Source organism: Frigoribacterium sp. CFBP 13707 (genome assembly GCF_014842245.1).
Lineage (GTDB): Bacteria > Actinomycetota > Actinomycetes > Actinomycetales > Microbacteriaceae > Frigoribacterium > Frigoribacterium endophyticum.
In genome coordinates this window covers 389,857-413,628 of the sequence record NZ_JACYVL010000001.1, presented here as the reverse complement: position 1 = coordinate 413,628, position 23,772 = coordinate 389,857, and the positions used below count along the sequence as shown (strand labels likewise).

Annotated in this window: 20 protein-coding genes, 1 tRNA gene and 1 pseudogene; 14 read left to right on the top strand and 8 right to left on the bottom strand. The window is 73.7% G+C overall.

Features of this window, described 5'->3' with window-relative positions; translation table 11 throughout:
- The first annotated feature begins 9 nt into the window (after nucleotides 1-9).
- Complete coding sequence (locus IFT45_RS01860) at nucleotides 10-897, top strand: sulfurtransferase (RefSeq protein ID WP_192126387.1); 888 nt, start codon at nucleotides 10-12, stop codon at nucleotides 895-897.
- 203 nt (nucleotides 898-1,100) lie between these two features.
- On the opposite strand, the gene IFT45_RS01855 is transcribed toward IFT45_RS01860, so the two are convergent.
- On the bottom strand, nucleotides 1,101-1,499 hold the full coding sequence (locus tag IFT45_RS01855; protein WP_167260004.1) for a hypothetical protein: 399 nt from the start codon (nucleotides 1,497-1,499) through the stop codon (nucleotides 1,101-1,103).
- 327 nt (nucleotides 1,500-1,826) lie between these two features.
- Here IFT45_RS01855 and IFT45_RS01850 point away from each other — a divergent pair, with 327 nt between their 5' ends.
- Both IFT45_RS01850 and IFT45_RS01845 read left to right on the top strand, forming a co-directional pair.
- Nucleotides 1,827-5,591, top strand: coding sequence for an AAA family ATPase (locus IFT45_RS01850; RefSeq protein ID WP_370543619.1), 3,765 nt, complete (start codon nucleotides 1,827-1,829; stop codon nucleotides 5,589-5,591).
- A 5-nt stretch (nucleotides 5,592-5,596) separates the two neighbouring features.
- On the top strand, nucleotides 5,597-5,827 hold the full coding sequence (locus tag IFT45_RS01845; RefSeq protein ID WP_056056832.1) for a hypothetical protein: 231 nt from the start codon (nucleotides 5,597-5,599) through the stop codon (nucleotides 5,825-5,827).
- A 93-nt stretch (nucleotides 5,828-5,920) separates the two neighbouring features.
- On the opposite strand, the gene mscL is transcribed toward IFT45_RS01845, so the two are convergent.
- The 3 genes from mscL to IFT45_RS01830 form a co-directional block, all read right to left on the bottom strand.
- A complete protein-coding gene (mscL, locus tag IFT45_RS01840) occupies nucleotides 5,921-6,427 on the bottom strand; it encodes a large conductance mechanosensitive channel protein MscL (protein WP_185233526.1) in 507 nt (168 codons plus the stop codon).
- 65 nt (nucleotides 6,428-6,492) lie between these two features.
- Nucleotides 6,493-6,876 (bottom strand): FmdB family zinc ribbon protein, encoded by a 384-nt coding sequence (locus IFT45_RS01835; RefSeq protein WP_192126384.1) that lies wholly within the window; start codon nucleotides 6,874-6,876, stop codon nucleotides 6,493-6,495.
- A 70-nt stretch (nucleotides 6,877-6,946) separates the two neighbouring features.
- Nucleotides 6,947-7,525 carry a 5-formyltetrahydrofolate cyclo-ligase gene (locus IFT45_RS01830; protein ID WP_192126382.1) on the bottom strand — a complete coding sequence of 193 codons (579 nt, stop codon included), beginning with the start codon at nucleotides 7,523-7,525 and terminating at the stop codon, nucleotides 6,947-6,949.
- 65 nt (nucleotides 7,526-7,590) lie between these two features.
- On the opposite strand from IFT45_RS01830, the gene galU reads away from it, so the two are divergent.
- From galU to IFT45_RS01795, 7 genes are all read left to right on the top strand, one after another.
- Nucleotides 7,591-8,487: a UTP--glucose-1-phosphate uridylyltransferase GalU gene (gene galU, locus IFT45_RS01825; RefSeq protein WP_056056823.1), complete on the top strand. Its 897-nt coding sequence runs from the start codon at nucleotides 7,591-7,593 to the stop codon at nucleotides 8,485-8,487.
- A gap of 13 nt (nucleotides 8,488-8,500) precedes the next feature.
- Nucleotides 8,501-9,148: a GNAT family N-acetyltransferase gene (locus IFT45_RS01820; RefSeq protein ID WP_056056821.1), complete on the top strand. Its 648-nt coding sequence runs from the start codon at nucleotides 8,501-8,503 to the stop codon at nucleotides 9,146-9,148.
- An 88-nt stretch (nucleotides 9,149-9,236) separates the two neighbouring features.
- The gene (locus IFT45_RS01815; RefSeq protein WP_192126380.1) at nucleotides 9,237-10,304 is read left to right on the top strand and encodes a hypothetical protein; all 1,068 of its coding nucleotides are present in this window, start codon (nucleotides 9,237-9,239) and stop codon (nucleotides 10,302-10,304) included.
- Between the two features lie 66 nt (nucleotides 10,305-10,370).
- Nucleotides 10,371-10,443: transfer RNA gene (locus tag IFT45_RS01810), tRNA-Ala, on the top strand.
- Between the two features lie 285 nt (nucleotides 10,444-10,728).
- A complete protein-coding gene (locus IFT45_RS01805; protein ID WP_192126378.1) occupies nucleotides 10,729-11,727 on the top strand; it encodes a hypothetical protein in 999 nt (332 codons plus the stop codon).
- Nucleotides 11,728-12,037: 310 nt separating this feature from the next.
- Nucleotides 12,038-13,459, top strand: a complete 1,422-nt coding sequence (locus tag IFT45_RS17610) for a right-handed parallel beta-helix repeat-containing protein (protein WP_192126376.1) — start codon at nucleotides 12,038-12,040, stop codon at nucleotides 13,457-13,459.
- 118 nt (nucleotides 13,460-13,577) lie between these two features.
- The gene (locus IFT45_RS01795) at nucleotides 13,578-15,149 is read left to right on the top strand and encodes a methyltransferase (RefSeq protein ID WP_192126374.1); all 1,572 of its coding nucleotides are present in this window, start codon (nucleotides 13,578-13,580) and stop codon (nucleotides 15,147-15,149) included.
- Between the two features lie 114 nt (nucleotides 15,150-15,263).
- Here the strand turns inward: IFT45_RS01795 and IFT45_RS01790 are convergent, their stop codons facing one another.
- Nucleotides 15,264-16,169, bottom strand: a complete 906-nt coding sequence (locus IFT45_RS01790) for an NAD(P)-dependent oxidoreductase (RefSeq protein ID WP_185233510.1) — start codon at nucleotides 16,167-16,169, stop codon at nucleotides 15,264-15,266.
- 189 nt (nucleotides 16,170-16,358) lie between these two features.
- On the opposite strand from IFT45_RS01790, the gene IFT45_RS01785 reads away from it, so the two are divergent.
- From IFT45_RS01785 to IFT45_RS17660, 3 genes and pseudogenes are all read left to right on the top strand, one after another.
- Complete coding sequence (locus IFT45_RS01785; protein WP_056056812.1) at nucleotides 16,359-16,556, top strand: hypothetical protein; 198 nt, start codon at nucleotides 16,359-16,361, stop codon at nucleotides 16,554-16,556.
- 507 nt (nucleotides 16,557-17,063) lie between these two features.
- Nucleotides 17,064-19,634, top strand: a complete 2,571-nt coding sequence (locus tag IFT45_RS01780) for an RNA helicase (protein WP_192126372.1) — start codon at nucleotides 17,064-17,066, stop codon at nucleotides 19,632-19,634.
- A 97-nt stretch (nucleotides 19,635-19,731) separates the two neighbouring features.
- A pseudogene (locus tag IFT45_RS17660) lies at nucleotides 19,732-20,483 on the top strand (SDR family oxidoreductase); the annotation flags it as partial.
- 37 nt (nucleotides 20,484-20,520) lie between these two features.
- Here IFT45_RS17660 and IFT45_RS01770 read toward each other — a convergent pair.
- The 3 genes from IFT45_RS01770 to IFT45_RS01760 all read right to left on the bottom strand — a co-directional run bounded on the left by IFT45_RS01770 (nucleotide 20,521) and on the right by IFT45_RS01760 (nucleotide 23,187).
- Entirely contained in the window at nucleotides 20,521-21,045 is a 525-nt protein-coding gene (locus IFT45_RS01770; RefSeq protein WP_167259982.1) for a ribonuclease H, read from the bottom strand.
- A 74-nt stretch (nucleotides 21,046-21,119) separates the two neighbouring features.
- Nucleotides 21,120-21,950: an aldo/keto reductase gene (locus tag IFT45_RS01765; RefSeq protein ID WP_185233506.1), complete on the bottom strand. Its 831-nt coding sequence runs from the start codon at nucleotides 21,948-21,950 to the stop codon at nucleotides 21,120-21,122.
- 28 nt (nucleotides 21,951-21,978) lie between these two features.
- Entirely contained in the window at nucleotides 21,979-23,187 is a 1,209-nt protein-coding gene (locus tag IFT45_RS01760; protein ID WP_056056802.1) for an MFS transporter, read from the bottom strand.
- A gap of 319 nt (nucleotides 23,188-23,506) precedes the next feature.
- On the opposite strand from IFT45_RS01760, the gene nrdH reads away from it, so the two are divergent.
- Nucleotides 23,507-23,740 (top strand): glutaredoxin-like protein NrdH, encoded by a 234-nt coding sequence (gene nrdH, locus IFT45_RS01755; RefSeq protein ID WP_056056800.1) that lies wholly within the window; start codon nucleotides 23,507-23,509, stop codon nucleotides 23,738-23,740.
- The last annotated feature ends 32 nt before the right edge of the window (nucleotides 23,741-23,772 follow it).

The following is a 23,772-nucleotide window of genomic DNA, read 5'->3' as shown; positions in this document are numbered from 1 at the left end:
CCTCGGCGCATGGAGACCACCGTGCACCCCCTCGTGACCGCGGCCGAGCTGGAGCGCGAGCTCCGGGGCCCGCGTGCCCCGCGACTCCTCGACGTCCGGTGGCGGCTCGACCGCCCCGACGGCCGCGACGACCACCGTGCCGGGCACCTGCCGGGGGCGGTCTACGTCGACCTCGACTCGGAGCTCGCGGGCCACGGGGCCGCCATCGACGGGCGGCACCCTCTGCCCGGCACGGCCGACCTGCAGGCGTCGGCGCGACGGTGGGGGCTCGGCCGGGGCGACGCCGTCGTCGTCTACGACGACCTGGGCGGGCTCTCCGCGGCGCGGGCCTGGTGGCTGCTGCGCGTCTCGGGGGTGGCCGACGTGCGCCTGCTCGACGGCGGGCTGGCGGCCTGGCGCACCGCGGGCCTGCCCGTGGAGCAGGGCGAGGTGACGCCCGTGCCCGGCGACGTGGTGCTCGAGCCGATCGGGGCGGGGCGCGACGGCCTCGGCGTCGTCGACACGGAGGAGGCCGGGGAGTGGCCGGAGCACGGCACGCTCGTCGACAGCCGCGCCGCCGAGCGCTTCCGCGGCGACGTCGAGCCGGTCGACCCGCGGGCGGGGCACGTGCCCGGTGCGCTGAGCGTGCCGACGGCCGGCAACCTCGGGCCCGACGGGACGTTCCTCGAGCCGGCGGCCCTCGCGGCGCGCTACCGGGAGGCGGGCGTCGACCTCGAGGGCGACGTGGCCGTGTACTGCGGCTCGGGCGTGACCGCGGCGCACGCGGCCCTGGCGCTCACCCTGGCGGGGGCCCGCCCGGCGCTCTGGCCGGGGTCGTGGAGCGCCTGGTCGTCCGACCCGGCGCGGCCCGTGGCGGTCGGCGACCCGAGCGACGCCCCTGACGACCGACGCCCCTGACGACCGACGCCCCTGACGACCGAGGGCGCTGACATCGAGGCGCGTCACGCCGTTTGACATGCGACATTTCAGCTGTCACACTGGATCCGTCAGCGCGGCCGCCGGTGAGCCTCCTCCCCCCTCGGAGGCCCGGCGGCCGCGCTGACCTGCTGTGCCGGCTGACCTGCTGTGCCGGCTGACCCGCTGTGCCGGCTGACCCGCCGCTAGTCGGCGACGATGACGGCGATGGCGCGCTTCAGGGCCTCGCGGTCGGCGCGCAGCTGCGCGACCTCGGCCTCGAGCTCGCTGATGCGGTCGCTCGTCGCGGCGCTGCCCGAGCCCGGGGGGCGGCCCCGGCGGGGCGCGGCCACGGCGGCGGCGGCCTCCTCGAGGCTCTCGTCGGCCTCGGCGGCCTCCGCCGCGACCTCGGGCTCGACGGGCGCCGGGGCGTTGGCCTTCTCGTGGGCCCGGATCCAGCCGCGCAGCGACTGCTCGCCGACCTCGAACTCCTCGGCCGTCTCGCGGATGATCGAGCGGTTGCCCGGCTCGGCCTCGCGCCGCTCCAGCACTCGGGCGAGCGACTTCTCGCGGGTCTCGTCGGTGTACTTCTGCTCGAAGGGCATGGGGGCTCCTGTGTGCGATGTCGTGATGATGGTGTCTTCGTCACCGTGCGCGGGAGCCGGTGATGTGTAGACGGTACTGCATCCATGTAGATCGTCACCGAGTTGTCCACAGGGCGGTGCGGGATGTACCGCGAACGCATGTTGTCGAGCATGATGCGCGAAGCATCGTCATGTACTGCGGGTGTCGCGCAGCACGACGAGCGTGCTGCGCGATGTCGTCGAGCTGCCGGACGGGTGTCGCTCGCCGTGCCCTCGACGGGGGGCGGGGTGCCTGACCGTCCGCCCGTCCTCCCCGACATGTCGGGCAAAGCAGCTTAAGGTGGCCGTGTGTGGCGACCCGACAGACAGCATGACGACGGCGACGACGGGACCAGTCCTGTCGTCGCCCCGACGAGTGCGCCCGGGGTCGTGGCCCCCGGCGCCCTGAGCCTCGGCAGGCCGGGCCTCGAGGTCGGCAACGCCGCGGAGCCGATCCGCGAGGGCTGGCGGCGGACGCTCTCGAGCGTCGGCGGATCGTCGACGCTCCTGCACTTCGGCGACGAGCAGCGGGCGCGCATCGAGCTCAGCACGACGCACCCCGGCGGCCTCGCGCAGTTCATCACCGGCAAGACCACCCTGCTCTCGAGCCTCATCCGCGACGACCTCGCCCTGCGCACGGCGCGCGTCGCCGCGGGCGAGATCGCGGCGAAGGGGCTCGAGCTCGCGACGGTCCGCGGCATCGACGCCGTCCACCTCGCCATCGGCATGGCCGCCTGGTCGTTCGCCGGCGAGGACTTCCGGGCCCCCGTCCTGCTCCGCCCGCTGGCGATCCGCCGTCACGGCCGTGACTTCGAGGTCCGCCTGCTCGGCGAGCCCGTGCTGAACCCCGCGCTCGCCGACGCCCTGCACGACCAGTTCGACATCTCGCTCGACGCCGACGCCTTCGTGGCGCTGGCCGGCCGCGACGGGTCGTTCACGCCGAACCCCGTGATCGACCGCCTCCGCGGCCTCACCGCCCACCTCGACTGGTTCACCGTGCAGCCCCGGCTCGTGGTCTCGACCTTCGCCGAGGTCTCGACCGAGATGGCCCTCGACGCCCGCCAGCTCGACCACCCGGTGCTCGACGCCCTCGCCGGCAACCCGATGGCGCTCCGCCAGGTCGAGGAGGCGTACCGCCCGACGACCGCGACGCCGCAGGACGAGCGCAGCCCCGAGACCGACACCCTGCTGCTCGACGCCGACCCCGAGCAGGAGAACGTCGTCGCGCAGATCGCGGCCGGCAACTCGGTCGTCGTCAAGACGCTGCCCGGCACCGGCGGCACCCAGACCATCGTCAACGCCGTCGGCCGGCTCGTCTCGCAGAACAAGCGCGTGCTGGTCGTCAGCCCCCGCCGGGCGACGCTCCGCGGCATCACCGCCCGCCTCGCCGACATCGGGCTGCCGGGCGTCGCGGTCGCGCCGACGACCCTGCGGCGTGACGTCATCCGCGCCATCGCCCGGGACGAGAAGGCCACCCACCCGCAGATGGGCGAGGTCGACGACGCCCTCGTGCGGCTGCGGAAGGTCCTGGTCGACTACCGCGGCGCGCTGAGCCGCCGCGACCCCGAGCTCCGCGTCTCGGTGCTCGACTGCCTCACCGAGCTCAGCCGCCTCGCCCTCCTGCCCGCCGCCCCGGCCACGACCGCCCGCCTCAGCCGCCGCAGCGTCGAGGCGATGGTCGAGGGCCGTCGCCGGGTCGCCGAGACCATGGTCAACGCCGCCAACCTCGGCGAGTTCCGCTACGGCCCCGGCGACTCGCCCTGGTACGGCTCCCGGTTCACCGACTCCTTCGGGGCCGGCGACGCGCACCAGCTGGCGAAGTCGCTGCACCACCGCGACCTGCCCCGGCTGCTCGAGCGCGCCGACGAGGTCATCGGCAGCACGCGGATGCGCCCCTACGAGTCGGTCGCGGAGCTGGGCGTCTACCTGCGCCTCCTCACGGAGATCCGCGACACCCTCGACAAGTTCCTGCCCGTGGTCTTCGACCGCTCGGTGGCCGAGCTCGTCGCGGCGACGGCGCCGAAGCGCGACGCGCCCGACATGTCGAGCGCCAACCGCCGCCGCCTCAAGAAGCTCGCGAAGGAGTACGTGCGGCCCGGCGTGCACATCGCCGACCTGCACAGCGCCCTGCAGCGCATCCAGCAGCAGCGCATCATGTGGCAGCGCTACGTCGCCGCGGGCACGCCGCCCGAGGTGCCGACCGGCATCGCCGACGCGCACGTGCTGCACCAGCAGGTCTCGCACGACCTCGAGCGCCTCGACGGTCCGCTCGGCCTCGCCGGCGACGAGGGCCTGACCCAGATCGGCGTCGTCGAGCTGCGTCAGCGCCTCGAGGCCCTGGCCGCCGAGAGCGACGTGCTGCAGAACCTGCAGGAGCGCACCGAGCTGATGACGACGCTCCGCGACCTCGAGCTCACGCCGCTCATCACCGACCTCGCCGAGCGCCACGTGCCCGAGCAGCAGGTCGCCGCCGAGCTCGAGCTCGCCTGGTGGCGCTCGGCGCTCGAGTCGCTGCTCGAGGCCGACCGGGCCCTGCTCGGCGCGAACACGGCGATGCTCGACCGCCTCGAGGCCGACTTCCGCCTCGTCGACGAGGCGCACGCCGCCGGCAGCGCCCAGCTGCTCGGGTGGCAGCTCGCCGAGAACTGGAAGATCGGCCTCGTCGACTGGCCCGAGGAGGCCTCGGCGCTGAAGATGCTGCTGCGCCAGCGGCACGTCACCGCGCGCCTGCTGCACGACGCGGCGCCGCACCTGTCGCGCGCCGTCGCGCCGGTGTGGCTCGCCTCGCCCTACGAGGTGCACACGATCGCCGACACGGTGCCCTTCGACACCGTCGTGCTGGTCGACGCGGGCGCCACGACCATCGCCGAGAACGTCGGCGCGATCCGCCGCGGCAAGCAGACCGTCGCCTTCGGCGACCCGGTCACGCAGACCCCCTCCGAGTTCGACGTCGCCGTGACCCCGGGCAAGCAGCCGCCCCGCCACGACGACTCCGAGCTCGACGCCCTGCACGCCGACAGCGCCCTCGCGCGGCTGTCGACCCTGCTGCCGACGCTGTCGCTGACCCGCAGCTACCGGGCCGGCGGAGAAGACCTCGCCGAGCTCGTCAACCGCCGGTTCTACGGCGGCCGCATCGAGTCGCTGCCGTGGGCCGGCAGCTTCCTCGGGCACGGCAGCATCGCGCTCGACTACGTCTCGGGCGGCACCGCGGTGCCCGACCCCGAGTCGGGCGCGGTCGAGAGCGTCGACGCCGAGGTCGACCGGGTCGTCTCGCTCGTGCTCGAGCACGCGCGCACGCGCCCCTCCGAGTCGCTGATGGTCATCACGGCCAGCGCCAAGCACGCCGTGCGCGTGCAGCAGGCCGTGCTCACCGCCGTGTCGGGCCACAAGGACCTCACGGAGTTCGTCGTCGGCGACCGGAGCGAGCCGTTCATGGTGGCGACGCTCGAGCAGGCCGTCGCGCAGAGCCGCGACCACGTCGTCTTCTCGATCGGCTACGGGCGCACCCCGCACGGCCGCGTGCTCAGCGACTTCGGGCCGCTCGGCCAGCCCGGCGGCGAGCGGCTGCTCGCCGTCGCGATGACCCGTGCCCGACGCTCGATGGTCATCGTGACCTGCTTCCAGCCCGCCGACATCGACGGCGGACGGATGGGCCACGGCACGATCGCGCTCTCCGAGATCCTCACCGAGGTGCAGGCGCGCACCGCCGCCGAGCACGTGCCCGACGACTCCGACCCGATGCTCGTCGACCTCGCCCGCCGCCTCGAGGCGCGCGGCATCCCCGTCGCCCTCGGCCACCGCGGCAAGCTCGGCCTCGTCGCCGCGCACGACGGCGTCTGCGTGACGATCGAGACCGACACCACCCTGTCGCGCACCAGCCTCCGCGAGTCGTTGCGGGCCCGCCCCGAGACGCTCCGCCGCCTCGGCTGGCACTACGTGCGCGTGCACGCGTTCCAGCTCTTCACCGACCCCGACTCGGTCGCGCAGCGCGTGGCCGAGGTGCTCGGCATCGACTCCGCCCGCACGCAGGAAGTGCCGAGCGTGCCCGCACGCCAGCACGTCAACCGCGGCTGAGCGCCGTGAGCGACCGCGAGGCCCCCGCCGGAGGCGCGGTGCCGGCCGACGAGGCCGGCCCCGCCCTCGAGGCGGTCGCGGGGGCACCGCTCGTGGTGCGGCGTCGGGGCGGGCGCCGGGTCACCACCGACCCCGTTCCCGGGAGCGATCCGACCCCCGCCCCCGCGCCTCCGGACCGCTCCTCGGGCGAGAACGACCGCCAGCTGCGCGACGACGTGCCGCCGCACTGGGGCTGAGGCGCGGCTGCTGACGGCCCCGTGACGCCCGCACGCGACGACGCCCCCGACCGGTCTGGTCGGGGGCGTCGTCGCGCCGGGGGAGGAGGGGCGTCAGCGGCTGCCGAGCGGCCCGTTGCCCTCGCCGACGACCGGGACGGAGCCGGTCGGGGCCGCGTGGCTGCCGTGCGACGCGCCGGCGCCCGCGGGCGTCACGGTCTGGCGCAGCAGGTCGCGGATCTCGCTGAGCAGTTCGACGTCCGTCGGCGGCACGTCGACCGGGGTCGGCTCGGAGGCCTGCTGCTTCGCGAAGGTCCGCTTGAGCAGGTTGTTGACCGGCAGCACGAGCACGAAGTACACGACGGCGGCGATCACGACGAAGTTGATCAGCGCCCCGATCACCGCGCCGAACCGGAGCTCGGCGGTGTCGCCGGAGACGGTCGGGATCGAGACGACGAGGGCGTCGTCGAGCATGGACGCGTTGAACGCCGCACCGATCAGGGGGTTGAAGACGTTCGTGACCAGCGAGGTCACGATGGCGGTGAACGCGGCGCCGATGACGACCGCGACCGCGAGGTCGATGACGTTGCCGCGGAGGATGAACTCCTTGAATCCCTTCACGGGATGCTCCTTCGGTCGGTGGTCGGAACGGTCGTCCCGGGGGACCACCTAACCACGGGCCCGGGTCAGGAGGCGGTGGTCGAGCCCCCGGAGGAGCCCGACGACCCGCTCGACGACGTGCCCGACCCGCTCGACGACGACGCGCCTCCGGAGCCGGACGACGACGACCCGCCCTTGTCGGACGACGACGAGCCGCTCTTGTCGGAGGACGAGGTCGAGCTGGTCTTCTCGGCGGAGCCGGACGAGCTGCCGCTGCCGCCCTTCGCGCCCGAGCTGCGCGAGTCGGTGCGGTAGAAGCCCGAGCCGTTGAAGGTCACGCCGACCGGGCTGAACACCTTGCGGAGCACGCCGGAGCAGACGGGGCACACGGTGAGGCTGTCGTCGGTGAACGACTGGACGACGTCGAAGGCGTTGCCGCACTCGGTGCAGCGGTACGAGTAGGTGGGCACGGATTCCTCACGGTGCGACGGAGACGGGGCGGCGGGCACCCGGGCCCGGCCCGGCGCGGGGAGGCGCGGGTCAGAACTCGTGGATGCCGGAGGGGGTGACGACGCCGTCGACGGCCTGGTCGTGCCGCTCGCGCGGCACCGACTCGACGTACTCGGAGTCGAACACCACAGCATAGACCGGGGGGCGCTTCTCCATCGATCCGAGGGTCTTGTCGAAGTAGCCGCGGCCCCAGCCCATGCGCATGCCCTCGCGGTCGATGCAGGCGGCGGGCACGACGATCAGGTCGATGTCGTTGATGGCCATCGGGCTGAGCACCTCGCCGACCGGCTCGGGCAGGCCGAAGAGGCCGGTGGTCTCGGACTCGCCGTCGCCCACGGCCCAGTCGAGCAGGCCGTCGGGGCGGGAGACGGGGAACAGCACGCGGACGTCGTGCGCGAAGGCCCAGTTCAGGAAGGGGCGGGTGTCGGGCTCGTCGGGGGCCGAGAGGTAGGCCGAGACGGAGCGGGCGGAGAGGCCCGTGGCGAGGTCGACGAGGTGCCGGGTGAGGGCCGCGCTGGCCTCCTCGCGCTCCGCGCTGGTGCGGTTCCGGCGGCGCTGTCGCAGCTCGGCTCGCAGGGCTCGCTTGGCGTCGCCGACCTCGTCCGTCATGTCCCCCATCGTACGGTCGCAGATGTGCCCCCCGCGAGAGGGCCGCGCCCTATACGCTGACCGGCATGGGCTTCACGATCTCGAAAGCAGTCATTCCCGCCGCGGGCCTCGGAACTCGGTTCCTGCCCGCCACCAAAGCCATGCCTAAGGAGATGCTCCCCGTCGTCGACAAGCCGGCGATCCAGTACGTCGTCGAGGAGGCCGTCTCGGCCGGCCTGACCGACGTGCTGATGATCACCGGCCGCAACAAGAACGCGCTCGAGAACCACTTCGACCACGTCTCCGAGCTGGAGGAGACCCTGCGCAAGAAGGGCGACCACGACAAGCTCGCCAAGGTCAACCAGAGCACCGACCTCGCCGACATGCACTACGTGCGCCAGGGCGACCCGCTCGGCCTGGGGCACGCCGTGCTCCGCGCCAAGATGCACGTCGGGCGCGAGCCCTTCGCCGTGCTGCTCGGCGACGACATCATCGACGCCCGCGACCCGCTGCTGACCCGCATGATCGAGGTCCAGGGCACGAAGAACGCGACCGTCGTCGCCCTCCTCGAGGTCGACCCGTCGCAGACCCACCTCTACGGCATCGCCACGGTCGAGGAGACCGCGGAGGACGACGTCGTGAAGATCACCGGCCTGGTCGAGAAGCCCGCCCAGGGCGAGGCGCCCAGCAACCTGGCCATCATCGGCCGCTACGTCATCCGCCCCGAGGTCTTCGACGTGCTCGAGAAGCAGGAGCCGGGCAAGGGCGGCGAGATCCAGCTGACCGACGCGCTGATGAAGATGGCCAGCGCCGAGGAGTGGACGGGCGGCGTCTACGGCGTCGTCTTCCGCGGCCGCCGCTACGACACCGGCGACAAGCTCGACTACATCAAGGCGATCGTCCAGCTCGCCTCCGACCGTGACGACATCGGCGGCGAGCTCCGCCCGTGGCTCCAGGAGTTCACCGCGGGTCTCGAGAAGTAAAGAGACCCATCGCGTGACGACCATCCCCACGCTGACGGAGGGGCGGACCACCATCCGGCCCCTCCGTCTGCGTGACACCCGCGACCTCGACGCGGCGCTCTCGGAGAACCGCTCCTGGCTGCGCCAGTGGGAGGCCACGAACCCGTCGGGCTTCACCAGTCACGACGTGCGGGGCAGCATCCGCTCCCTGCAGATCAACGCCCGGGCGGGCCTCGGCCTGCCCTTCGCGATCGAGCTCGACGGGCGCTTCGTCGGGCAGCTCAACGTCAGCGGCATCGCCTACGGGTCGCTCGGCTCGGCCACCATCGGCTACTGGGTGACCCAGTCCGCCGCCGGCCACGGCGTGACGCCGACGGCCGTCGCCCTGGCCACCGACCACTGCTTCGGCAGCCTCGGCCTGCACCGGATGGAGATCTGCATCCGCCCCGAGAACGGCCCGAGCCTCCGCGTCGTCGAGAAGCTCGGCTTCCGCTACGAGGGGCTGCGGCGCCGGTACATCCACATCAACGGCATGTGGCGCGACCACTTCTGCTTCGCGCTCGTGGCCGACGAGGTGCCCGGCGGCGTCCTCCGCCGATGGCGGGAGGGGCTCGTGCCGCCCGGGCAGGGCAGCGTCCCGCCGGAGGCGCTGGCCGAGTCCGCCCGCAGCCTGCCCTGGTAGCCGACCCGCGACTCCTCGGGGCAGATCCGCACCGACACACCTGCGCGGTGCGCCCCCGCGGCGCGTCGTCGCTCATACCCTCGTGACCATGGGACTCGAGTCGTGGGGCGGTGGCGTCGTGCTGGCGCTCGTCGCCGTGCTCTGGCTCGTCTACCTCGTGCCCACCTGGCACCGGCGCCAGGAGTACCTCGCCACCGAGCGCAACGCCGTGCGCCTCCAGCAGACCCTGCGGATCCTCGCCCAGACGGCCGAGCTGCCCGAGGAGGTGCGCATCGAGGCGAACGCCCGGTCCGTCGCCGACGCGCAGCGCATCCTCCGCCAGGAGGAGGGCAAGCGGGAGGCGCTGCGCCGCGCCCACGAGGCCGCCCGCCAGCGCGCGCTGACCCGGGAGCTCGCCGCGGCCGCCCCGGTGCTGCGGGCCGCCGACCACGACCCTGCCCTCGCCGCGCGTCGCCTGCGCCGCTCACGGCTCGTCTCGACCCTCGTGCTCGTGGCGTCGGGCCTGGCCGTCGTCGTGGGCGTCGCCTCGTTCGCGAGCGCCTGGCTGCTCGCCGTCGCGGGCCTCGTCTTCGGGGCCGGCTCGGTCGCCGTGCTCTCGCAGCTCGCCGCCGTCTCCCGCGCACGTGCCCGTCGTCAGCGGGTCGTCGCGCCCGCCGGCGAGGCGCAGCCGCTGCGCGACTTCTCCGACGGATTCACGTCGGCGCCCGCGGAGGACGCCGCGCCCGCCTCGCGGTCGTGGACGCCCGTGGCCGTGCCGGCGCCGCTGTACCTGCGCCGGGGGCGCCAGCGGCCCGCCGCTGCCCCGGCCGCGCCCGCCGCCGCCAGCCCGGCCGCGGAGCTGCGCTCCGAGTCGGAGCGGTCCGTCCGCGCCCTGCGCGACGCCCAGCGCGCCCAGCACGACGCCCTCCGCGAGGCAGCCCGGGCCGAGGGCGCCCTCAGCGCCGCCCGCACGACCGACGCGGGGTCGGCCGCCGCCGCCCGCGCCGAGCGCGCCCGCCGCGCCGTCGCCGACGCCCGAGCCGCGGAGGCCGCCGCCCCCTCACCCGCACCGACCCCGACGGCCCCGAGCCGCTTCGCCCGCATGGGCATCATCGACGACCTCGGCGAGTCGACCTTCCGCGTCGACGAGGCCCTGCAGCGCCGCCGCGCCGTCTGACGCGCCGCCGCTCCGCCCGATTCACGGACCACGCCACGGTGGTGCTATCGTTGCAGAGCAGTTTCCGGGGCTATGGCGCAGTTGGTAGCGCGTCTCGTTCGCAATGAGAAGGTCAGGGGTTCGAATCCCCTTAGCTCCACGGAATGCAGAAAGGCCCGCCTCTGGCGGGCCTTTCTGCATTCCGTTCCTCTTGTCAGAACAACTGAAGGGCCGCTTCGCGGCCTTCCTGGCGGGTGCACTACGTGGTGGACGGGTGGCGGGGCTGCTGTGCGGCCTTCCTGGCGGGTGGGGACGGGCTGGGCAGGGGGCGGGGCGCTTCGCGGTGTTGCCCGGCGAGGGTGGAGCGGGAGCTCGTGGCCCCAGAAGGGGGGCCCGGGGGGAGCTGGGCAGACGGAGCGGTCTGGTGCACGGCATACTCTGTGGGATGAGCGATCCGCAGAAGCCGTCCGACCCGTACGACCCCGCCGCCGCTGGGCCCCCCTCGGTGCCGCAGCCCCCGAGCTACGGCGCCTACCCCGGCGCGGGCCAGCAGGCCCCCGTCGGCGACGGCGCCCCCGGCTCGGCACCGCAGCCGGCCTACGGAGCCCCGCAGACCACGCCCCCGGGCGCGTACGGCGCTCCCCAGGCTCACTACGGCCAGGCGGGCCAGCCGGGTCAGCCGGGTCAGCCCTACGCCCCCTACGGCGGCCAGCCGTCGTCGCCGGCCGGCGGCAACGGCCTGAGCATCGCCTCCGTCGTGCTCGGCGGCGTCGGCCTGCTGCTCTCGATCATCGTCTTCGGCGGGGTGCTCGGCCTCGTGGGCCTCGCCCTCGGCATCGTGGCGCTCCTCAAGAAGACCGGCTCGCGCCTCCTCGCGATCATCGGCACGGCCCTCTCGGGCCTCGCCGTCCTGGTCTCCGTCGCGGTGCTCGTCGTCGGCCTCGTGGCCGCCGGCAGCGTCCGCGACTCGATCGACGAGAGCTCCGGCGAGACGGGCGGCTCGAGCGACCCCGGCGTCACGGAGCCCACCGGGTCGACCGACGACGCCTCGGAGGAGGCGGCCAGCGAGAACGCCGTCTTCGGCGACGTCTGGTCGTACGACGACGGCATCTCGGTCAGCGTCTCGGCCCCGCAGCCCTTCACGCCGAGCGAGACCGCCGCCGGCGCCGACCAGGCCGCCGCCGTCGTGTTCACGGTCACCGTGCAGAACGACACCGGCGCGAACTACGACCCGATCGAGACCTACTCGAGCGTGTCGTCGGGCGGCGTCGAGGCGAGCCAGGTCTTCGACTCGGCCCAGGGGCTCATGGGCTCGCCGAGCACGACCGTGCCCGCCGGGCAGTCCGCCACCTGGCAGGAGGTCTACTCCGTCAGTGACCCGGCTCAGCTCGTCTACCAGATCGCTCCGGGCTACGACTACGACGCGGCCGTCTTCACGAACTGACGCTCCGTCGCGACCTGCTCCGTGCCGTCCGTCCCCTCGCGGGGCGGGCGGCACGTCGTCGTCGTGGGTGAGGTCGGACGACGCGGCCCCCCAGCTCTGGGGGCGCTCTGCGGGCGGTTGACCCGCCAACGGGGTGGAGACGCTCCGGGGCCCGCATGGGATGGTCGGATCAGCGCCGAGGGCGCGTCGACGACCGCCGGACGGCCACCCTGCCGGGCGCAGGGGGCGCTCCCCGCGCGTGCCGTCGGCCACCACCACCGACACCGGGGAGACGATGATGGGACGAACGACCACCACCAGGAGACTGGCCGTGACGAGCACCGTGGCGGGCGCCGCCGTGCTGCTGACCGTGGCCGCGACGGTCACCGTGCCCGAGGCGGCGCACGCGGCCTCGACGTCCGTCGCGACCGCCGACGGCGTGCCGCTCGCGGGAGCCACGCTGACCACCGGGGCCTTCACGCTCGGGGTCGACGCCCCGGCCGGCTCCGTCGTCAAGGTGAAGGTCGACGGGAGCTACCTCGGCCAGGACAAGGTCGCGCCCTACGCCTTCCCGATCGCCGTCGCCCCGGGCGCCCACGAGCTCGACGTGCGCTGGGAGGACGCCGCGGTCGGCGGACGCCAGGCCGTCGAGGTGCCGTTCACGGTGCGGGCGGCGGCCGTCGCCGCGCCGGTGGCGGCACCTGCACCTGCGCCGTCGCCTGCACCTGCACCTGCACCTGCACCTGCACCTGCTCCCGCGCCGACACCGGCCCCCGCGCCGGTCCCCGCCCCGACCCCCGCGCCGGCCCCGGTGGCCTCGCCCGCGCCTCCCGCGTCCTCGACGTCGCCCGTGGCGACGCCGGCAGCGACGACGGTGACGGTGTCGACCTCGGTGGGCCTCACCGCGGCGCTGGCGGCGGCGCGGCCGGGCCAGACGATCGCGCTCCGTGACGGCACGTACACCGGCACCTTCCGGGCCGCGGCCGACGGCACGGCCAGCCAGCCGATCCGCCTCACCGGCTCCCGGGCCGCCGTGCTGACCACCGGCAGCGTCTCGAAGGGCTACGGCCTGCACGTGACCGGCGACCGGTGGATCGTCTCGGGCCTGACCGTACAGACCGCCCAGAAGGGCATCGTGCTCGACGGCTCGAGCGGCACCGTCGTCGAGGGCGTCGACGTCGGCCGCATCGGCGACGAGGGCGTCCACCTCCGCACGAACAGCGTCGACGTGACCGTCCGGGGCTCGTCGGTGCACGACACCGGGCTCCGCAAGGCGGGCTTCGGCGAGGGCATCTACGTCGGCAGCGCCGTCAGCAACTGGGGCAGCGTCATGGGCTCGTCGTCGACCCCCGACCGCTCCGACCGCGCGCAGATCATCGGCAACACCATCTCCGACACGGCGGCGGAGGGCATCGACCTCAAGGAGGGCACCACGGGCGGCGTCGTCAGCGGCAACGTCTTCCGCGACGCGGGCCGGTCGGGCGAGAACTCGGCCGACTCGTGGGTCGACGTCAAGGGCGACGGCTACCTCGTCACCGCCAACTCCGGCACGGGCACGAAGCTCGACGCCTTCCAGGTGCACGTCATCTCGGGCTGGGGGCGCGGCAACGCCTTCCGCGACAACACGGTGCTCGGCGGCGTGCCCGGCTACGAGGTCTGGGTGCAGAAGGGCGCGGTCGGCACCGTCGTCGCCTGCCGCGCGGCCGGCACGCGCGCCGCGGCCGGGCTCACGAACGGGGCCTGCTCCCGCTGAGGCGGCGGCCGCCGCGGCCCCCGCGGCCCCCGCGGCGTGCGCCGAAGCACCGGCGCCGCTCCCGGGCCGGGCGGCGGCCCTGTCCCGGGCCGCGGCCGCCGCGGGGCAAGATGGTCGGGTGCCGTTCCTCTCCACCGACGCCGACCTCCTCGCCCGCCTGCGTTCCGACCTCTCGTCGGCCGACTTCACCGTCGACCGGCTCGGCAGCGCCGACGCCTGGGGCGCCGCCGCCGGCGCGGCCCTGTTCCGCGGCGAGCGGGTGGCCGCTCGCCGTGCCCTGCTCCGCAGCGTCGACCGCGACCCGTCGCTCCGGCCGGCCGCGACCCTCGCGCTGGCCTTCGTGCTGGGCGTGCCACAGCCGGCGGACGACCTGGCGGAGGCGCTGCCGACGCTCGGCGTGGACGGCGCCGAGGCCCTCGGGCTCGTCGAGCGCCGGCCCGGCGGCGAGGTGGCCGCCCTCGTCGACCTGCGCCCCTACGCCTTCGTCGACGCGGCCGGCGAGGCCTCCTGGTGGATCACCTCCGACCTCGGCGAGCTCGCCCACGGCGGCGCCCTCCGCGAGGACCACGTCCTCGGGGTCGGCGGCGCCTCGGCCACGCTCGCGGGCCTGATGACGCCCGGCACCGTCGACCGCGCGCTCGACCTCGGTACCGGCTGCGGCATCCAGGCCCTGCACGTCGCCCGCCACGCGCGCCACGTGGTCGCCACCGACATCTCGCGGCGGGCCCTCGAGTTCGCGGCCTTCAACGCCGCGCTCAACCTCGTCGACGGCATCGAGTTCCGTCTCGGCAGCCTGTTCGAGCCCGTGGCCGGCGAGACGTTCGACCACGTCGTCTCGAACCCGCCCTTCGTCATCACGCCCCGGACCCCGGGCGTGCCCGAGTACGAGTACCGCGACGGCGGCATGGTCGGCGACGACCTGGTCGCCTCCGTCGTGGCGCAGGTCGGGGCCCACCTCGCCCCCGGCGGCGTCGCGCAGCTGCTCGGCAACTGGGAGACCGGAGGCGCGGGCGCCGCGGCCGGCAAGCGGGGGGCGTACTCGGTGGCCGACTGGGCCTCGCGCGGCGACGTGCCCCTCGACGTCTGGGTCGTCGAGCGCGAGGTGCAAGATCCTGCGGCCTACGCCGAGACCTGGATCCGCGACGGGGGCACCCGCCCGGGCACCGACGACTTCGAGCGCCTCTACGAGGCCTGGCTCGGCGACTTCGAGGCCCGGGGCGTCGTCGAGGTCGGCTTCGGCTACGTGACGCTCCGGCGACCCACGGGCGGAGGCGCGGTGCCCCTGGTGCGCACCGAGCGCCTCCTCGGGGGCCTCGGCTCGAACGACGTCGGGCTCGGCGCGCACCTGGCGGCCACGCTCGACGCCGTCGACGTGCTGCGCGGCCTCGACGACGCGGCGCTGCTCGTGACCCGACTGACGGTCGCCGGCGACGTCACGGAGGAGCGCCACTACTGGCCCGGCAACGACGACCCCACCGTGATCACCCTCGTGCAGGGCGGCGGCTTCGCCCGGCGGGTCGACTCGGGCACCGCGCTCTCGGCCCTGGTGGGCGCCTGCGACGGCGAGCTCAGCGTCGGCGCGATCGTCGGGGCGCTCGCGCACCTGCTGGAGGCCGACGAGTCCGCGCTGACCGCCGAGCTGCTGCCGCAGGTGCGGGAGCTCGTGACGACGGGGATGCTGCGGCCCTGAGACGGACGACGGGCGGGTCCGACCGACCCGGGCGTCGACGGACGCCCGGTCGGGTCGGACTCGCCCGTCGTGCCACGCGCTCCGCGGCCGCCGCCGCGGCCGCCGCCGCCGAGGTCAGTCCTGCTTGCCGACCCGGTCGCCCCAGGTGCGCCAGCTGTACTCCGGCACGAAGCCGAGCAGGTCGCGGGCCTTGTCGCTGCTGAGCAGAGAGTCGGTGCCCTCGACGGCCGCGCGGCGCTCCACCTGGGGCCAGAACCGGTCGGCCAGCACGGCCGTGGGGGTGTTCATGACCGTGTCGGTCGCGGCGATGATGAACGCCTCGTAGCCGACCAGGTCGCTCTCGAGCGCGCGGCGGACGGCCTGGGCGCCGTCGCGGGCGTCGATGTAGGAGAACAGGTTGAAGGTCTTCGCCTCGGGCGTCTCGTCCCACGGGAAGTCCTCGTAGTCGCCGTCGTCCATGACGTTCGAGAAGCGCAGGCCGATCATCTTCAGCTGGCGGTCCCAGCGGGTGAAGTGCCGGGCCATCTCCTCGTCGAGGGCCTTGCCGAGCGAGTACGACGACTCGGGGCGCACGGCGTACTCCTCGTCGAGGGGCAGGTAGGGCGGGTCGAGGTCGAAGGGGATGCCGAGCAGGGTCTCGCTCGAGGCCCAGACGACGTTGCGGATGTGCGCGGCGCGGGCGGCGGCGAAGACGTTGTAGCTGCCGGTCACGTTGTTCGTGAAGAGCGTCGCGTTCGGCACGAGCCCCGGGGCGGGGATCGCGCCGAGGTGCACCACGGCGTCGATCGAGTCGTAGCGGTCGTCGACGTGCGTGAGCGCCTGCACGACCTGCCCGTAGTCGGAGAGGTCGACCTGCACGAAGGTGACGCCGGGCACCGGGTCGGGGCTCGGGACGCGGTCGAGCAGCACGACCTCCCAGCCGTGCTCGGCGAGGTCTCGGACGACCGCGCGGCCGAGCTTGCCGCTGCCGCCGGTGACGGCGACGCGGAGGGGGGCGGGGGAGGGGGCGGGTGACGACATCGTCTGCACTTCCTGGGGAGGGTCTCGAGGGCGCGCGGTGCGCCTCCTCGTTCATACCGTGTCGGGGTGCGGAGGGCCCACAGGGTCCGGGGCCGCCCGGCGTCGCTGGGGGCCGTGCGGGAGGCGCGGGTACCGTGACGAGGACGGCGCGGCCCCGGCCCCGCCACCACCGACAGCGAGAGGACCGCCATGAGCACCGACCCGATCACCGGCAGCACCGACCCCGCCGACCGCGACCTCGACGACCGCACCGACGCGGCCGCCGTGCACGGCGACGACCCCGCCCCCGTCGACGCCCACGGCGCCTCCGAGGCCGACGACGCCGCCCGCGAGGGCGCCGTCGAGCAGGTCGACGACGCACTGGGCGGGCACATCCCGCTGCGGTAGCGCAGCGGACGCAGCGGGATCAGACGAGCACTGTCCGCTGCGGTAGCGGAGCGGACGCAGAGGGATCAGGCAAGCACCGTCCGCTGCGGTAGCGGAGTGACCCGGCCCACGATCACCCCCCAGCCACCCTTCCCGGAGCCCGAGCCTCACGCTACGGTAGGGTTCGTGCGCCCGGCTGGTTACCGGGGCATCCCGCGCCCGTAGTGCGGCGTCCGGTCGCTCGGGCTCTCCTGATCCGAACTCGAGCTGGCCGACGTCGTGGGCGCGGTGACACGCCCCTGTCCGAGCCCGGCTCGTCGACGGGGGCGTGTCTCGTCTCCGGGCGTCACGCCTCCCTCGGTCGTTTGCCGAACCGAAACGTTCGTGGCACCATCGAGGAGTCCTCACCTCGGGGCGGTTCAGGGTCCGTGGCGAGGGCCCGTCACGGGGTCGCCCCCCGGCCCCGTGACGGCTCTCCCGCCCTGGGCGGAGGCGCGGGCCCGGTCGATGGGGCAGGATCGACTCACCATGTCGCCCGCTCCCACCGCCCCGCTCGCCGCTCTGCTGCCCGCGACCCCGGGAGCGTCCTCGTACGACCCCGACGTCGCCTACACCTCGTTCGTCGAGTGGGCGGAGAGCCGGGGCCTGCCCCTGTACCCCGCGCAGGACGAGGCCATGATGGAGCTCGTCTCGGGCGCCTCCGTCGTCCTCAGCACGCCGACCGGCACCGGCAAGTCGCTCGTCGCCGCGGGAGCGCACTTCGTGGCGCTGAGCCAGGGGCGGCGCACGTACTACACGGCGCCGATCAAGGCCCTCGTGAGCGAGAAGTTCTTCGCGCTGGTCGAGCTGTTCGGCGCCGAGAACGTCGGCATGGTGACCGGCGACTCGTCGGTCAACCACGACGCCCCGATCATCTGCTGCACCGCCGAGATCCTCGCCAACCTCGCGCTCCGCGAGGGGCCCGACGCCGAGGTCGACCAGGTCGTCATGGACGAGTTCCACTTCTACGGCGACCAGTCGCGCGGCTGGGCCTGGCAGGTGCCCCTGCTGCTGCTGCCCCGGGCGCAGTTCCTGCTGATGTCGGCGACGCTCGGCGACGTGACGCGCATCACCGACGACCTCGCCCGGCGCACGGGCCGGCCCGTCGCCCGCGTCACCGGCGTCGAGCGCCCCGTGCCCCTGCACTACTCGTACGCGCAGACCCCCGTGCAGGAGACCGTCGAGGAGCTCCTCTCCACCGGCGAGGCCCCGGTCTACGTCGTGCACTTCTCGCAGGCCGCCGCGCTCGAGCGGGCGCAGGCGCTGTCGAGCATCAAGGTCGCGACGCGCGAGCAGCGCGACGAGATCGCCGAGCTCATCGGCGGGTTCCGGTTCAGCACCGGCTTCGGCAAGACGCTCGGCCGGCTCGTTCGGTCGGGCATCGGCGTGCACCACGCGGGCATGCTGCCCAAGTACCGCCGTCTCGTCGAGCAGCTCGCCCAGCGCGGCCTGCTCCGCGTCATCTGCGGCACCGACACCCTCGGCGTCGGCATCAACGTGCCGATCCGCACGGTGCTGCTGACCGCGCTGACGAAGTTCGACGGCACGCGCATGCGCCAGCTCAGCGCCCGCGAGTTCCACCAGGTGGCGGGCCGGGCCGGCCGGGCCGGCTACGACACCTCCGGCACCGTGGTGCTGCAGGCGCCTGAGCACGAGATCGACAACCTCAAGGCGATCGAGAAGGCCGGCGACGACCCGAAGAAGAAGCGCAAGATCGTGCGCAAGAAGGCCCCCGAGGGCTTCGTCTCGTGGGGCGAGCCGAGCTTCCACAAGCTGATCGCGGCCGAGCCCGAGCCCCTGGTGTCGCACCTGCAGGTCACGCACGCGATGCTGCTCAACGTGATCGGCCGCGGCGGCGACGTCTTCGCGAACGTCCGGTCGCTCGTCTTCGACAACCACGAGCCCCTCGCGAAGCAGTACGCGATGGCCCGGCAGGCGATCTCGATCTACCGCACGCTCCGCACCGCGGAGGTCGTCGTGCAGGAGCCCGGCGTCGACGGCGCCGCGCCGACCATCCGCCTCACCGTCGACCTGCAGGCGAACTTCGCGCTCAACCAGCCGCTCTCGCCGTTCGCGCTCGCGACCTTCGAGGTGCTCGACCGCGAGTCGCCCAGCTACGCCCTCGACGTCGTCTCCGTCATCGAGGCGACCCTCGACGACCCGCGGCCGATCCTCTCGCAGCAGCAGTTCAAGGCCCGCGGCGAGGCCGTCGCGGCCATGAAGCAGGAGGGCATCGAGTACGACCAGCGCATGGAGCTGCTCGAGGACGTCACGCACCCCAAGCCCCTCGACGAGCTGCTCACGGGGCTCTTCGAGACCTACGCGGCGTCGCAGCCCTGGATCGGCGACTTCGCCCTCAGCCCGAAGTCGGTCGTGCGCGACCTCTACGAGCGGGCCATGACGTTCGGCGACTACGTCGGCTTCTACGGCCTGGCCCGGTCGGAGGGCCTCGTGCTGCGCTACCTCTCCGACGCGTTCCGTGCCCTACGGCAGACGGTGCCCGACGAGGCCAAGACCGACGAGCTCGCCGACCTGATCGAGTGGCTGGGCGAGCTGGTGCGCCAGGTCGACTCGAGCCTGCTCGACGAGTGGGAGGAGATGCTGAACCCCCGCGAGGTCGAGGCCCACGACGAGATCGTGCCGCCGGTGCTCCGCCGCTTCACGGCGAACGACCGGGCGTTCCGCATCGCGGTGCGCAACGAGATGTTCCGCCGGGTGCAGCTCATGGCCCGCGACGACGCCGAGGCCCTCGGCCAGCTCGACTCGTCGTCGGGGTGGGACGTCGACCGCTGGGGCGAGGCCCTCGACCGCTACTTCGACGAGTACGACACGATCGGCACCGACACCGACGCACGGGGCCCGCACATGCTCCAGGTCGAGCAGCTGCCGAGCGTGTGGCGCGTGCGCCAGGTGCTCGCCGACCCCGAGGGCGACCACGACTGGGGCATCTCGGCCGTGGTCGACCTGGCCTCGAGCGACGAGCGCGGGGAGGCGGTGGTCACCGTCACGGCCGTCGGTCCCGCCTCCGACCGGGCCCGGTCGACGGTCGTCGAGGAGTAGCATCGTCGCTGGCCGCGGCACCCCGTCGGCCACCCCGGAGCGACCCTCCGACGCACCGCCCGCAGCACCACCGTGCTCCGCTCCACGAGGAGGACCCATGTCCCGTCTGTCCGGCAAAGTCGCGATCGTCACCGGAGCCGCCTCGGGCATCGGGGAGGCGATCGTCCGCCGCTTCGCGGACGAGGGGGCGCGCGTCGTCGCCACCGACATCCTCGACGGCTCGGCCGTCGCCGCGGAGGCCGGCGCGGAGTTCATCCAGCACGACGTCGCCAACGGCGGCGACTGGAAGCGCGTGATGGACCGCATCGCCGACCACTACGGGCGCCTCGACGTGCTGGTCAACAACGCGGGCATCGTCTCGGGCCAGTCGATCGACGTGACGCAGCTCGAGAGCTGGAACAGGGTCTTCGCCGTCAACGTCACGGGCGTGATGCTCGGCACGCGCTTCGCCATCGAGCAGATGCGCGCGAACCCGGCGTCGTCCGGCGGGTCGATCATCAACCTGGCCCCGGCCACGTCCTTCCTCGGCTTCGGCGACGACGCGGCGTACACCGCCAGCAAGCACGCGCTGGTGGGCCTCACCCGCTCCAGCGCCGCGCACGCCGCGCAGGAGGGCTGGGACATCCGCATCAACTCGCTGCACCCCGGCCCGACCGACACCGCGCTCTTCCGCCGCCAGGTCGAGGCGCAGCCCGCGCTGCTCGACGCCTTCAAGACGATGAGCCCGCGCGGCCGCCTGGCCATGCCGGAGGAGGTCGCGGGCCTCGCCCTGCACCTCGCCTCCGACGACTCGGCCTTCTCCACCGGCGCGCAGTTCGTCGTCGACGGCGGGCTGTCGAGCACCCACCCNCCGTCGTCGGGTGAGGGGGGAGGCGCGGGGCGCGACCTAGAAGAGCGTCGCCGGCGGCTCCGGGGGAGCGGCGACCGGGGATGTCGTCGCGACCGGCGCACCCGGCCAGCCCGGCCCGCTCGGCACGTCGCTGCGGTTCTGGAACGCCGTCGCGGCGCCGCGGGCACGGACGTCGGCGGCCTCGTTCATCTCGTGGCCGACGTGGCCGCGCACCCACTCGAAGGTGACAGAGCGCCCCGCGAGGGCGGCGTCGAGCTCCTTGAGGATCTCCACGTTGAGCACGGGCTTGCCGTCGGCCTTGCGCCAGCCCTTGCGCTTCCAGCCCGGCATCCACTCGGTGCAGGCCTTGATCGTGTACTGGCTGTCGCACAGGATGTGGACGGCCTCGTCGGTGCCGGCCGTGGCGCGCAGCAGCTCGAGCACGGCAGTCAGCTCACCCTGGTTGTTCGTGGCCCGGGGCCAGCCCCCGGCGGCCCAGCGGTCGTCGTCGACGTACCAGGCCCAGCCGGCGGGGCCGGGGTTGCCGAGGGCGGATCCGTCAGCGGCGGCGACGATCGTCATGGGTGCTCCTTGCTCGAGATGTGCGCCCACCACGGTACGCGAGCGGGCCGAGCCCCTCGACCCGCGCCTCCGGCTCAGCCGTTCGTGTCGGGGTGCGAGCCGGTGCGCTGCCCGGAGTCCAGCGCCGCGACCGCCGCGAGGTCGTCGTCGTCGAGCTCGAAGCCGAACACGTCGATGTTCGAGCGGATGCGCGCCGGCGTCACCGACTTCGGGATGACGACGAGCCCCTGCTGCAGGTGCCAGCGGATCACGACCTGCGCGGTCGAGACGCCGTGCCGCTCGGCGAGGCGGAGCAGCGTCGGGTCGTCGAGGATCCTGCCGCGGGCCAGCGGCGACCAGGCCTGGGTCACGATGCCGTGCGCCGCGGCGAACTCCCGCACCTCGTGCTGCTGCAGCCACGGGTGCACCTCGACCTGGTCGACGACGGGCACGACGTCGGTCTCGCCGAGCAGGCGCTCGAGGTGGTGCACCTGGAAGTTGCTGACGCCGATCGAGCGGGCCCGCCCCTCCTCCCGGATGCGCTCCAGGGCGCGGTAGGTCTCGACGTACCGGTCCTGGGTCGGGGCCGGCCAGTGGATGAGGTACAGCTCGACGTGGTCGGTGCCGAGGGTCTCGAGGCTGCGGTCGAAGGCGCGCAGGGTCTCGTCGTAGCCGTGGTCGGTGTTCCACACCTTCGTGGTGAGGAAGACGTCGTCGCGGGGCACGCCCGAGGCGCGCATCGCCCGGCCGACGCCGCCCTCGTTGCCGTAGAACGACGCCGTGTCGAGGTGGCGGTAGCCCGCCTCGAGCGCCGTCGCGACGACCGTCTCGGCCTCGTCGTCGGGCACCTTGTAGACGCCGAGCCCCAGCTGGGGGATGGTGGTGCCGTCGTTCAGGGCGAGGGTGGGCGTGTCGATGGGGGCCATCCCTCGATCATGGCACCGGAGTCGCGGGTCAGCTGGGCTGGACGGGCACCGGTTCGGTGTCGGGCAGCGGGCTCGCGTCGCGCCCGCGCAGATCGGGCAGCGAGCGGTGGAAGACGGCGCCCACCACGGCCCCGACGAGCGCGAACACGGCGGCCACGAGCAGGCCGCCCTGGCCGCCGATCCGGTCGATCCAGAAGCCGGCGATCGCGGAGCCGAGGGCGGAGCCGATCAGCTGGCCGGTGCCGGCCCAGCCGTAGGCCTCGGCCGTGTCGCTGAACTTCACGCTCGACGACACGATCGCGAACATGACGGCCAGGGCCGGGGCGATGCCGACGCCGGCGACGAGCAGGGCGGCGCTGAGCGGCAGCAGTCCGCTGACGAAGACGGCCAGGGTCATGCCGACGAAGACGATCGCGAGGCGGCGGGCCAGCGCCCACGGGCCCACCGGCACGTGCCCGAGGGCGAGGCCGCCGACGAGCGAGCCGAGGGCGAAGACGGCGAGGGCGATGCCCGAGTCGGCGCTGCCCTCGCCGAAGAGGGCGACGACCCCGGCCTCGACGGCTGCGCAGGCGCCGATGAGGAGGAAGCCGGAGGCGGTGGCCAGCAGCACGGTCGGCCGCGCGAGCACCTTGCCGAAGGCGCGCTTGCTGCGCGGGATGCGCACCCGGCCGACCTCGGGCGAGGCGATGAACCAGGCGCCGCCCCCGACGAGGAAGACGGCGGCGAGCCAGATGGCCTCCTGCGTGCCGACCTGCGTGCCGACGAAGGTGGTGATGACCGGGCCGGCGACCCAGATGATCTCCTGGGCGGAGGCGTCGAGGGAGAACAGGGGGGTCAGCTGCGACGAGTTGACCATCTTCGGGTAGATGGTGCGCACGGCGGGCTGGACGGGAGGCACGCTGAGGCCGGTCACGAAGCCGAGCGCCATGAAGGCGGGCACGGAGAAGTCGTACAGCGTGAAGGTCACCATCGTGACGAAGCAGACGACGAGGGTGAGCAGCAAGACGGGGCGCATGCCCCAGCGGCCCATCCACCGGCTCGTCAGGGGCCCCGAGATGGCCTGCCCGATGCTCGTCGCGGCGAGCACGAGGCCGGCCGCGGCGTACGAGTGGTGGACGTGCTCGACGTGGAGGAGGAACGCGAGCGAGAGCATCCCGAACGGGAAGCGCGCGGTCAGCTGCGCCGCGATGATGCGGCCGACGCCCGGCGTCTTCAGGAGGGAGGTGTAGGTGCTCACGAGGAGTCGAGTCTACGACCGGCCCACGACACGCCGACGGCCCGAACGGGGGGCACGGGGGCGTGAGTGTCGGTGGTGTGGAGAAAGGTGGGGACAAGCACCGCCGGATCAGGGGATAACCGCCTCGGATCTGTTCACAACCTGTGGGCGAGCCTGTGGATAATGACAACCGTGTAACACCGCATCTAGTTGGTGACTCCAGTCCCAGCCACAAGATGTAGTATCGACGAGTCGCCGCAGGCACTGAGCCTGCAGCCCCAGAACTGCTCCAGAACCACCGCGTCCGACCCCCGGGTCGGCCCAGAACACAGGGGATCCCATGGCCATCACCGTCTACACCAAGCCGTCCTGCGTCCAGTGCACCGCGACCTACCGTGCGCTCGACAACAAGGGCATCGAGTACGAGGTGCTCGACGTCACCGCCGACGAGGCCGCGCTCGAGACCGTCAAGGCCCTCGGGTACCTGCAGGCCCCCGTCGTGATCGCCGACGACGACCACTGGAGCGGCTTCCGCCCCGACAAGATCGCCGGCCTGGCCGCCCGCATCTCCTGACCCGCGCCTCCCGGGCCGCGGTCGCCGACGAG